The organism is Methanococcoides sp. (assembly GCF_030594565.1).
In the GTDB taxonomy this organism is placed as follows: Archaea; Halobacteriota; Methanosarcinia; order Methanosarcinales; family Methanosarcinaceae; genus Methanococcoides; species Methanococcoides seepicolus.
The window spans coordinates 1-11,284 of record NZ_JAUVEY010000068.1 but is presented as its reverse complement, the minus strand read 5'-3'; the positions used below and the strand labels follow the sequence as shown (position 1 = coordinate 11,284).

The following is an 11,284-nucleotide window of genomic DNA, read 5'->3' as shown; positions in this document are numbered from 1 at the left end:
GTTCCTGAAGACTCTTGAACTGATCTCAGAGGTCTATGTTGTAGCCTTTGTGGCGGTTCCAATCTTTCTTCTGATCACCCTTGTGACGATAGGTTTGCTCAATCTGGAACAAGCACCTTACCTGTTTCAAGCCCTTTACATAGGATTGCCAATCGGCTCAATTGCACTAATAATATTGCTGGACTCCATATCTCCCAAAGAGGACCTTGGGATGAGATATGTCGATAAGGTGGTCTTGCGAAGATCAATGTCTATAGATGAAGAAGAGATAAATGAAAATGAGTATGCAACGAAATTAAAATTCTACAACAAGAAGAAACTCTATAAGAAGATCTTAAAGCAACTGAAAAACCCTCTTGAACCTATTCTCAGAGAGCCACTCAAGGCCTCGGTCATAAGTCTTCCTCTGATGTTGATACCATTCATCTACCTTGATCTAAGCATCAACAAGCAGTTCCTCCTCTCAGCACTTCTTGCACTTCTTCCAGTGGCAGCAGCTTATGAATATAAGATGAGGACGCTTGCAAAGCTCGATAAAGCGGTTCCCGATTTCCTTCGTCGCCTTGCAGAGATCAACGAAATGGGTCTGACATTGAACAATGCAATAGGCATGCTCTTGAAATCGGATATAGGTCGCCTTTCAGGGGAAATAAACAGGATATGGCTTGATATGGAATGGGGAGGCGAGATGAAAGATGCACTGGTACGGTTTGAGAATCGTATAGCCACTCCTTCACTACGGCGCGCGATCACTCTTATTGTAAATGCCAGTGTTGTAAGTGAGGATACAAGGGATGTCCTGTTGATCGCTGCAGAGGATGCTGAGAACATGTTGTCTTTGAGAAAACAAAGACTTGAAACCAGTATTATTTACATCGCAACGGTATATCTCGCATTTGGAACATTTTTGTATGTTTGCTATTCTTTCTCCACCCAGTTCCTTCCTTCTGTTACCAGTCTTGGGGGACAGAATTTGCTTGATGTGGAGCACATAAAGACGACGATGTTCAATACTTGTGGAATACTTGGCTTTTTTTCAGGTCTTATACTTGGCGAAATGGCTGAAGGTAGCATCCTGTATGGACTAAAGCATTCCATTCTTTGTTTGTTGCTGACATATGCATCCTTTACTATACTAATGGGTTATTGAGTGGTGATAAAAAATGGTCTCAGAGATTATTGGGGAAATGTTGAAACTTGCAATAGCAGTAACGCTGGTGTCCGTGCTCTCAATGGCAGTATATGGAAATATGCCTGATGAAAGGGTGCCTTATATTGAGATTGAAATAACCAATGTAACGTCATCTTCGGCCGATATAACGCATGTTGGTGGTGATCCGGTACATTCCACATATATAAAAATTCTGGTCTCCAATGCAAGTGGGACATACCCTGAAATAAAGCTGAATGATGGATACTCCGTATGGAAGATGAACCGGACCTCAGGTTCATGGGAAAATGATACTTATATGGAATACTGGAAGTTCGGTGATACGCTTCATTTGAATACCAGCCTTACGAACATAACAGAAATTTATGTAGTACACCCCAGAGCAGTTCTTGCAACAGCAGAGGTGAGGCCTGTATGGTAATTGCTTTGTTCCGTGACCGTCAGGCAATAACAGCGGTGGTATCAGTACTTCTTGTTCTGGTAGTTCTCACAACCTTTGTTACGGCTATACGTGCTTATTATATTCCTGCTCTTGCTGCAGAGCACGAGATCGATCATATGCAGGAGGTTCACAAGAGCTTTAGTGAATTTGCTGCAAAAGCATGTTCTGACACTTCAAGTGGTGTAGTTCACATTCCTCTTGGGGATGGTGGGTTGCCTTTTTACTCCTCGCTTTCTTCGAGTGGGATAATAACTCTGGATCCGGGTGGCAGTAGTATCAATATATCCCTGGAAAACATTTCTGAGGTAAGTAAGGATGTAGAAGGTTTCACTACTATCCACAATATCACGAATGTTTCATCCTTAAGGATGTGGACCGATGATCTGGAAGCAGGTGAGTATACGGTCTCCATCAATAACAGTACTGAGAACAGGACTTCAATATTTGTATATCCAAACGGTGCTCTGGTAACTGAGACATTTGCTAATAATTCCTCTCGTGGTAGGATCACATTACGGTCCGGGGGCATGGGTGACTCCCTGATACTCGGGAACACATTTGGCATGGATCTTCTGAACATGAACCAATCTGAATTACCTGTGATCCTGAATAATGCTTACAATGATCCTGAAGCTTTTCCTTTATCCTTGACCTTCAATGGTTCTTTTCAGGCAACTTACACGCCTGTGAACGAAACGTTGAACATAAGTACGGGCTATTTCAAATACAGGGCCTCTAATAATTATTGGATCGATCAGGAACTGATCTTTGAGAATGGTGCAGTAATTCTTAAGCAAGGCCGCAATTCGGAGATAAGGTCCTGTCCATTCATGTCCTTTGAGAACAATGATTCTTTACTGCATATGTCTGTGTTCAATATTACCGGTAAAAAATCCAGTCTCAGCGGGAATGGGAATTCGTTCGTCACTCTTCGGGTTGTTGACAGTGAGGATTATCTTTATTCCAATGTTAGCAATATTCGCATGGACATAAGTTCAGATCAGGCAGATGCATGGAAAAAATACCTGATCTTAATGACCAATGATACAAGGGTCGAGAATGGTACGGTTTACATTCCTTCTTTCCATAATAAAACAGTATGGATAACAACAAGGGAGGTAGAGGTAGTCCTCCCTTGATATTTAGGATTTCTTTATTGCTTGTAGCGATTTTCAATATTGGGGGGTCAGGCATTTGGAAGGATCTGTTCAATGGCTCTAAACCTCGATCTCTATATCCGGTCGAGCTTCTTCTTCTTCTTTTTTTCATTGATCCAGTGCTTGGCTTAAGGTTCTGGAACCAAACACTTGAATTTGTAGAGGATCTCCTCACAACCGTTAACATCTATTCTGATATTTTTCATTCGATGTCGATTTGTCGTGGTTCTTTAAAATCCATATAATTGATGTGTAGTTGTAAGTGAACAAATTACTACCTGACTCGGAGGCAATCTTTCTCTTCTATTGACCTGTTCCAGGCCTTCGAACAACTGAACGGTCACATCGACTGTCTTATCCTGAAGAATTTATGTTCATGGGAACTCAAGACAGGATATTTATTTTGTTAGAAAAAACGATATCAAAAATGTAGCTATGTAAAAATAAAAAAGAATTAAAAGGAGACTAAACTGTCTCCTTTCGAGTGTTTTTCGCTTAGTCTTTTCTTCGTCTGAGATACATGCCAACAACGACAATAGCGCATGTTCCTAGAACGCCATCCATCATAGGCACGTTCCTGGCATTTTCTTCATTGTCCTCCGTCTCAGATTCGACACTTGGAGCTGTTGTTTCGGACTCGACAGATGTGGTCTGGTCACCAGATGGCGTACTTTCCTCTTTATCCTGTGCTTGCACTTCTTCTTCAGTATCTGTAATTTCAGTAATGCTGCTGATGATGCTGGCTCTTGAACTGCTGCCACCACCTGAGGAATGTCTTGGTGTTTCTGGGACTTCAGCTGGTTCTTCTGGGACATCTGCTATTGCTGCATAGATGGAGAAGTGTGATACTTCTACAACCCAGAATTCTTTATCACCAATGACAACGACCTGTGTCTCATTGTCGAGTGGCTCCCATTCGGATGTTGTTTCATTGTAATAACGGATGCTAACATCGTGTTTATTTATTGTTTCAGGGAAGTCTTCTGGTATTGGTATTCTGATCGTAGCATTCTCCATATTTTCTGTAAGATTACTATCAAGTTCTACATTTATGAAATGGAATCCTACATATTCATCTGTCAGATTTGCCATTGGTTCCATACTTTCTGTCACAACAATGCTAGCACTGGTGATGTTCGCAGCATTGAATACGATGGATGTGCCAAGCGTACTGTTGTTGAATTCTACAGTTCCGTTTACAAATTCTACTGTTCTTATAATGGCTGTATAATTACTCATGCCAATGTTGCCTGCAGTGTCAGTACCAGTTACACTGACATTGAATGTATTTTCACCGTCAAGCAGGAATGATCCGGTCCACATAAGATCGCCGTTAGGAACAATCACTATTGGATTAGGATTAACATTTACTTCTAATTCTGCAATGTTTTCAGAAGATGTTACATCAACCATTCCATGAGTGCTATTATGGGTGAAAGTTGAATAGATCACAGGTGCAATTGTGTCAAGCACGATCTGTGTTGTCTCAGTATCTGTGTTACCTGTGGTGTCGGTAGCAATCACTTCAATCGTGTTTATTCCCTCTTCAAGTGTCAGGTTTGCTGAGTATGTGCCATCTCCAATTGTAGCGTTTATGCCATTTACTGTGATCTGGTCAAGGTGCTTTTCTACAAAAGTACCTGTGATCATTATATTGTTCACATTTGTTGGAGTTGCAACTTCATCGATAGTGACCACAGGGGCGATGTCATCAATAATCTCAAGTGTGTCCTGAACTTCATAGGACCAATGTCCGATATCGTTCTGTACCTTGAAGTAAATGGTATGTGTTCCGATCGAAAGATCTGAAGTGCTGAAATTATCAGAGGTGCTTAACGGACCATCAATACTGGATGTCCAGTTGTAGCCTACAACAGCGCCATCGTCATCCTCTCCGCTTCCGTTGAATGTGACCTCCTCACCTTCAGCAGCCGGGTTCGGTGTGATCGAGATCAACGTTGCTACAGGGGATATTTTGTCAATAACATTGATAGTCACGGTAGCCTTTACATCCCATTCGTTCAGTGCCCATGTAACAGGATCGTCACTTGCGAGGATAAGCTTAACAACATCGCCATGTTCAACGACAGTCTCTGCCACTCCGGTCATGGAATAAGCACCGTTTAAATAGAGGTGCCAATAGTTACTTTCGTTATCCCTATCAGCCGCATAGCCGCCTATTGAATCAACCATGCCATTATCAGCAAAACCAATTTCCATTCCTGTTCCATTAAGTGCTCCAAGAGCAGTTCTCTCATCCGGATAAAGTGAAACGGTACCACTGTAGACTTCAACTGTGTCTCTGGAAACAGTAATCAGGTCTTCTTTTGTTTCAGTGTCTTCTCCATATGAATTGTTTGCCTTAAGGAAAACTGTATAAATTCCGGGGTTTGTGAATTCATACACAGGGTTTTGTTCAGTTGAATCGATGATGCTGTCATTGTTAAAGTCCCATGCCCATGTATCAGTATTTGTCGAGAGGTCGTTGAACTGGACGGTCAAAGGTTCAATTCCTGAAGTAGCATTTACCTCAAAGTCAGCTTCTGGAAGCGGGGGGGTTGGTCCTGTTACGGTTAGTTGTGTCTGTCCGGTTGTGGCTATTGGAGTTATTTCATAACCAGATGCTGCTCCTGTGATCGTGTAGGTTCCGCCGAATGTTGATTCAGGTATCTCTAGTTGGTATGTAATACTACGGGTAAATCCTGCTGGGTACTCTGAAGACCATATCCATTCGGAGGTGTTGGATTTGAATTCAGCTATGTAATCTTTTTGCCATGAAACCGTCCAGCCATCTGGAGCATCTGCTTGATATGTGAGTGCTGTTACCGGAGTATTCATTGTCATCTGAACAGTAACATCAATTGTATCGCCTGGACTGGCTGTGGTCGTAGAAAGTGATTGTGTTACTGTTATCTCATCTCCAGTAGATGCCGCGGCTGGAATGGATAATAACATCAATGTTAATAAGATAATAGTTATTTTGTTAAAAAGCACGTTTGTTTTGTTTCTCTCCATTTGTTCTCACCTATACATATCATAATTATAATTTAGAATAGTCACTGTTGTTTTCTAAATATATAACGATTTTGAATAAACGAACTCAAAATAAGGCCATGATGATGATCGTTTGAGGTGGTTGAGGGTAAAAAAGTAATACTTTTAAAATCAATTTAATTCTATCACTTATTATTATGGAAATCTTAGCCATATTCTTTTAAGTGACCTCATTTCAAAGGATCAATTTTGCAGATAATTTTCAGCAAACATAAATAGATTTGATTACTTAGTAGTGAGGTATGGGGATAGCTATATGATAGGTATCTCATCCTTTGCTTTTCACGAGCTTCCACTTTCGGAAGCACTTGAAAAAATTGAACCGATGACAGATTGTGCTGAGATCTTCTCTGAAGGGCTACATGATCTCTTCCGTGAGGAAGAACTGGCATTTTTCTATGACCTGAAGTATACTGTCCATGCCCCTGGTACTGATATGAACCTCTCCAGCCTGAGAGAACCTATCCGTCTTGCAGCTATCAGTCTGGTCGAACAGCTGGCTGGTATATGCAATGAACTGGATTCCGATATTCTGGTGGTCCATCCCGGATATTTTTCCTATCCTGTGGATATGATGCATGCACAGAGGGCATTTGAGAGGTCAATTGTTGACCTTGAGAACATATCAAGGGATACGGGTGTCAGGATGTGTATCGAGAACATGCCAAAATGGGATTGCTTTTTGCTCAGGAATCCGGATATTGATCTTGGGGATAATGGTTTTACTCTGGATGTTGGGCATGCGAACACACGGGGGAACCTTAATAATTTACTGACAATGAAGTACTCGATCTCACATTTTCACTTGCACGATAATAATGGGGAAATTGATGACCATTTCTTTATTGGTGGAGGAAATATGGATTTTCCATCATTTTCCAGTTTGCTTAACAAAAGTAAAGCAATTAAGATCATAGGGAATAAGTGTGAAGAGGATGTGCTCAAAAGTTTGGAAGCACTTAAAAGAATGGGCACTAAATGAAACTCTGCTCCGCGATTACATAACAAAAATGAGCAAAGAGTTAACATTGTGACAACACATTTATATACCAAAAAGATCTCTTTACATTTATGAGTCAGTTAGATAATAAAGTATTCCATGCCCTGGGAAGCGATACACGTATCAGGATGCTTGAATTTCTTGATGAGGAGGAACGTCACATCTCTGAACTTGCCAGGATGTTGGGTATTTCCGTACCTGTGGCTGCAAAACACGCTAAAATATTGGAAGAGGCTGATCTTGTTGAGCGAAAGATCTTCGGGAAAACCCACGTGTTGAAGCCTAACAGGGAGAATATCTATCTTGCTATGAACGTGTTCGCACCTACCAAGTCAATAGAGGTAGAAAAAGGTACAACGTTGCTTGATGCTCTTCGTGGAGTTGCGGCTATCAAAGTCCAGAAAAAAGGCGATCGTGAAGTTATCGTTTCGACCGATGGTGAAGAAGGCCTTTACGTCTATGAGATAAACGGTGAGTTCTCGGAAAAATCCGTTCAGAACTGTGTTCTTGAGGAAGACACGACAATAGAATGGAAGAAGCTGGAGCCTGTAACAAAGATCAAACTTGATATACATGTGAAGGAATGATCTTCTCTTTTTTAGAAATAATACTTTCACTTCGCTTGGCTGGCGATTATATGGCTACGCTGTAATCTATCAATTGATGATTGCTGAAAGAACGAACGAACAACACCTGACATTATCGGAGAGAATGAAATTACTCTCCTCAGGAACTAAATATGACAGTTGCAACCAGAGTGCGGTCTGCCATGCGTTCGGTCCCGATGGAAGATGCATACAGCTTTATAAGACATTATTATCAAATTCCTGCGCAGGGGAGTGTGCTTATTGCTCAAACCGCTGTGAACGGGATACTATGAGGGCAACACTTGATCCTGAGGAGATCGCAAAGATCACTGATATGGTTGTCAACGGCGACGTCACAACCTTCTGAGAAGGACTAAATCAGTTTGTATAAGTGGGCAGTTATTTGGGATAGGCTTTGTAACTGCCATTTCTTTTTATTTTTTTGTTGTTTACACTCTTTTCTTTTTGACTTAGCACGCTTTTCTGGTAGTTTTCATTGCCATTTAGTCTATTCTTTGCTTTGTTTTTGCTCAGGCGGCGAAAAGAATAAGTATTATTATATCTATGGAGGGGTTGTATCTCACACAAGTGGGATGGGATGATGCTGATTTCAGTATGACCCGCCTTAACTCAGTGGTAGAGTGCGCGGCTGTAGTATGGAATATGCGACTTGTCGCACATACCGCGCAGGCACCGCGATGTCCCCGGTTCGAGTCTGGGAGGCGGGACTTAACATCCTAAATTCGCGAAAGGTTTATATATCTGGCAGCGTATTAAGGGTGTGCTCACACAGCAAACAAACGCAATGTCCGAATAGTGTAGAGGCCTATCATGGAGCCCTGTCGAGGCTCCGACTCGGGTTCGAATCCCGGTTCGGGCGTACAAATTTACCGGCTGAAAATGCCGGTAAAACCCATCTTTTTTTTGTAAATTTTGAGTTATTATTAATCTCATTGGTTTTTTTTCTTTCAAAATTTTAAAACTGCCTTCTGATTCGGGTTTTGCATTTTTGAGAAAGCCTTATATTATATGAGCAGTTCTCGAGAAACAATATTATAATATTATAAAGTACACTTACTTCCGACTGTAGCATGAAAGTGATCACATGGCATACAAAATAATAGAGAAACGTCAGTTGGTGCCGGATGTGCACCTGATGAACATCCAGGCTTCCGATGTGGCTGCGGCTGCAAAGGCAGGGCAGTTCATTATTCTTCGCATCGATGAAGCCGGTGAGAGGATCCCTCTTACAATTGCAGACTATGACTCAGATGAGGGATCTGTCACCATCATCTTCCAGGAAATGGGAAAAACTACAAAACAGCTCGCAAAGATGAGCGCCGGCGAGGAACTTCTTGATTTTGTAGGGCCTCTTGGCAAAGAGTCCGAGATCGAAAAGCTCGGTACTGTTGTGCTTGTTGGCGGCGGTGTTGGTATCGCTCCTATCTATCCTCAGGCAAAAGCATATCGCGCAGCTGGGAATAAGGTTATTTCCATTATCGGGGCACGCAATAAGGACATGCTCATACTTGAAGATGAGATGATCGCTGCCAGTGATGAGGTTCTTGTGGCCACTGATGATGGTTCAAAGGGCCACCATGGTTTTGTAACGGACCTTGTCAAGCAACTTCTTGATGGTGAGGAACATATCGACAGGATAGTAGCTATCGGTCCTCCTATCATGATGCGTGCAGTTGCAGGGGTTACTGGATCATATGATGTTGAGACACTCGTTAGCCTCAATCCAATAATGGTCGATGGTACCGGCATGTGCGGTGGCTGCCGTGTCAATGTTGGCGGTGAGGTTAAATTTGCTTGTGTGGACGGCCCTGAGTTCAACGCAAAGGATGTGGACTTCAATCTGTTGATGAGCCGTCTGTCCTTCTATCGTAAAGAAGAAGCTGATGCTATCACAAAGTCCCAGAAAGGCTGCGGAGATGATTGCAAATGTCAATAAGACCGGAAATGCCGCAGCAAGCTCCTGAAGACCGTGTCACTAATTTCGATGAAGTCGCTTTAGGATACACTGAAGAACAGGCTATCCTTGAAGCAGAGCGCTGCCTCGAGTGCAAGAACCCTAAATGTGTGGAAGGCTGTCCTGTGAACATTGATATTCCTGGCTTTATCTCAAAGATCAAGGAAGGCGACTTCCAGGAAGCTATCAATATCATCAAATATACGAACACTCTCCCTGCTGTATGCGGCCGTGTATGCCCTCAGGAAGAGCAGTGTGAGAAACTTTGTATCCTCGGAAAGAAAAGCGAACCAATTGCCATTGGTCGCCTTGAAAGGATCTGTGCGGACCGTGAGCGTGAAGTTGGTGTAAAGGACCCTGTTGTAGCACCATCTACCGGTAAGACCGTGGCAATAGTCGGTTCAGGCCCTGCAGGTCTGACGGCAGCTTCCGACCTTGCAAGAGCAGGTCATTCAGTTACCATATTCGAAGCTTTGCATGAGGCAGGCGGTGTACTGATCTATGGTATTCCTGAGTTCAGGCTTCCAAAGGCCATTGTAAAGGAAGAGGTGGATTATATCCGAAAGCTCGGCGCTGATATCAAAATGGATTACGTTATCGGTCGCATACTGACCCTTGATCAGCTAACTGACCGATTCGATGCGGTCTTCCTCGGAACCGGTGCAGGTCTGCCAAAGTTCATGGGGATAGAGGGTGAGAACCTCAATGGTGTCTATTCTGCCAATGAGTTCCTTACCCGTGTGAACCTGATGAAGGCATACAATGATAATTTCGACACACCAATAAAGCGAGGCCGCAACGTTATCGTTGTAGGTGGCGGTAATGTGGCAATGGATGCTGCCCGCAGTGCCTTGAGACTTGGTGCAGATGAGGTCAGCATTGTATACAGACGCAGCGATGAGGAACTTCCTGCAAGGCGTGAGGAGATCGAGCATGCAAAGGAAGAGGGTATCGTATTCCGCTTATTGACCAATCCTGTGCGTATCATCGAAGGCGAGAACATGTCTGTCAATGGCGTCGAATGTGTCAGGATGGAACTTGGCGAACCTGATGAGTCAGGACGCAGGCGGCCTGGGGTCGTAGAAGGCTCTGAGCACATAGTCGATGCTGATATTGTTATAATGGCCATCGGCACTTCACCGAACCCCATCATCTTCGATGGTTCGAAAGGTCTCGAGGTTACGCCGTGGGGCACAATTGTCGTAGATGAGGGGGGTATGTCATCCATTGAAGGCGTTTGTGCCGGCGGCGATGCCGTGACCGGTGCAGCAACCGTTATCAGTGCAATGGGCGCAGGTAAGCTGGCTGCTGATACTATCAACAACTACCTTTCAAAATAAGTTCTATGTATGGCAGATCTATTGATCTGCCATCTATTTTTTTTGTTTTTTGCTCTGTCCATATGGAAGTATTTAATACCTGCCTGTTCTATTCTTGAATTCAATGCATTTGAAAAAGAGCGATGCCCGAATTCACAAGATGCCTTCCAGAAAAGGTGTAGTTGATAAAAAAAAGCATTCAAGGAACCAGGTGTCTAACGAGACATCTCAAATATACTGGTGTAAAGATTGCAATGTTCCGCTTCTTGATAAGAAGTGTGGTGTCTGCAACGGCGAGATCTTTGAAATTAGGCTATCCGGGCCTGGTGACATAAGGTTCTGTTCACCGTATGAACGTGAACTTCTCGGCAATCTTTTGCTTTCTGAATTTGGCCGTGATCCTCTGGGGGAAAGGCTGGTCCTGTTGAACAAGATCTCCGGGGAGGATAAGACCGCTCAGGTCATAGTGGACGGTCTGGATATCGGCACTCTTCTTTTTGATATGTCCCTGATGGAACACCGCTTCGAGATATCGGTAGCAGGAGCACAGGTATTTCATGGTCTGATCGGAAGCAGGAC

The 11,284-nt window shown here is 43.1% G+C and carries 9 protein-coding genes, 2 tRNA genes and 1 pseudogene; 11 read left to right on the top strand and 1 reads right to left on the bottom strand.

Features of this window, described 5'->3' with window-relative positions; genetic code table 11:
• From QAS77_RS07010 to QAS77_RS07000, 3 genes are all read left to right on the top strand, one after another.
• Positions 1-1,150, top strand: a 1,150-nt coding sequence (locus QAS77_RS07010) for a type II secretion system F family protein (protein ID WP_305064615.1), incomplete at its 5' end; no start/stop codon positions are given.
• A gap of 13 nt (positions 1,151-1,163) precedes the next feature.
• On the top strand, positions 1,164-1,592 hold the full coding sequence (locus QAS77_RS07005; RefSeq protein ID WP_305064614.1) for a type IV pilin N-terminal domain-containing protein: 429 nt from the start codon (positions 1,164-1,166) through the stop codon (positions 1,590-1,592).
• Positions 1,586-2,752 carry a DUF7289 family protein gene (locus QAS77_RS07000; protein WP_305064613.1) on the top strand — a complete coding sequence of 389 codons (1,167 nt, stop codon included), beginning with the start codon at positions 1,586-1,588 and terminating at the stop codon, positions 2,750-2,752. The genes QAS77_RS07005 and QAS77_RS07000 overlap by 7 nt, the downstream gene beginning before the upstream one ends.
• A 513-nt stretch (positions 2,753-3,265) precedes the next feature.
• On the opposite strand, the gene QAS77_RS06995 is transcribed toward QAS77_RS07000, so the two are convergent.
• Positions 3,266-5,785 carry a PKD domain-containing protein gene (locus QAS77_RS06995; protein WP_305064612.1) on the bottom strand — a complete coding sequence of 840 codons (2,520 nt, stop codon included), beginning with the start codon at positions 5,783-5,785 and terminating at the stop codon, positions 3,266-3,268.
• A 295-nt stretch (positions 5,786-6,080) separates the two neighbouring features.
• Here QAS77_RS06995 and QAS77_RS06990 point away from each other — a divergent pair, with 295 nt between their 5' ends.
• The 8 genes and pseudogenes from QAS77_RS06990 to QAS77_RS06955 all read left to right on the top strand — a co-directional run.
• Positions 6,081-6,806, top strand: a complete 726-nt coding sequence (locus QAS77_RS06990; RefSeq protein ID WP_305064610.1) for a sugar phosphate isomerase/epimerase family protein — start codon at positions 6,081-6,083, stop codon at positions 6,804-6,806.
• Between the two features lie 89 nt (positions 6,807-6,895).
• On the top strand, positions 6,896-7,411 hold the full coding sequence (locus tag QAS77_RS06985; RefSeq protein WP_250867644.1) for an ArsR family transcriptional regulator: 516 nt from the start codon (positions 6,896-6,898) through the stop codon (positions 7,409-7,411).
• A gap of 124 nt (positions 7,412-7,535) precedes the next feature.
• Positions 7,536-7,778 carry a hypothetical protein gene (locus QAS77_RS06980; RefSeq protein WP_305064609.1) on the top strand — a complete coding sequence of 81 codons (243 nt, stop codon included), beginning with the start codon at positions 7,536-7,538 and terminating at the stop codon, positions 7,776-7,778.
• Between the two features lie 252 nt (positions 7,779-8,030).
• A tRNA-Tyr gene (locus tag QAS77_RS06975) sits at positions 8,031-8,139 on the top strand.
• Positions 8,140-8,218: 79 nt separating this feature from the next.
• Positions 8,219-8,291, top strand: a tRNA-Asp gene (locus QAS77_RS06970).
• Positions 8,292-8,516: 225 nt separating this feature from the next.
• Complete coding sequence (locus QAS77_RS06965) at positions 8,517-9,368, top strand: sulfide/dihydroorotate dehydrogenase-like FAD/NAD-binding protein (protein ID WP_250867641.1); 852 nt, start codon at positions 8,517-8,519, stop codon at positions 9,366-9,368.
• Complete coding sequence (gene gltA / locus QAS77_RS06960) at positions 9,359-10,726, top strand: NADPH-dependent glutamate synthase (protein WP_250867639.1); 1,368 nt, start codon at positions 9,359-9,361, stop codon at positions 10,724-10,726. The genes QAS77_RS06965 and gltA overlap by 10 nt, the downstream gene beginning before the upstream one ends.
• A 103-nt stretch (positions 10,727-10,829) precedes the next feature.
• Positions 10,830-11,284, top strand: a pseudogene (locus QAS77_RS06955) (phosphoadenosine phosphosulfate reductase family protein); the annotation flags it as partial.

Bases quoted from the DNA above. Each gene is read 5' to 3' on its own strand.
- QAS77_RS06985 (WP_250867644.1), top strand. From the start codon at position 6,896: ATGAGTCAGTTAGATAATAAAGTATTCCATGCCCTGGGAAGCGATACA.
- gltA (WP_250867639.1), top strand. From the start codon at position 9,359: ATGTCAATAAGACCGGAAATGCCGCAGCAAGCTCCTGAAGACCGTGTC.
- QAS77_RS06995 (WP_305064612.1), bottom strand. From the start codon at position 5,785: ATGGAGAGAAACAAAACAAACGTGCTTTTTAACAAAATAACTATTATC.
- QAS77_RS06965 (WP_250867641.1), top strand. From the start codon at position 8,517: ATGGCATACAAAATAATAGAGAAACGTCAGTTGGTGCCGGATGTGCAC.
- QAS77_RS07005 (WP_305064614.1), top strand. From the start codon at position 1,164: ATGGTCTCAGAGATTATTGGGGAAATGTTGAAACTTGCAATAGCAGTA.
- QAS77_RS06980 (WP_305064609.1), top strand. From the start codon at position 7,536: ATGAAATTACTCTCCTCAGGAACTAAATATGACAGTTGCAACCAGAGT.
- QAS77_RS07000 (WP_305064613.1), top strand. From the start codon at position 1,586: ATGGTAATTGCTTTGTTCCGTGACCGTCAGGCAATAACAGCGGTGGTA.
- QAS77_RS06990 (WP_305064610.1), top strand. From the start codon at position 6,081: ATGATAGGTATCTCATCCTTTGCTTTTCACGAGCTTCCACTTTCGGAA.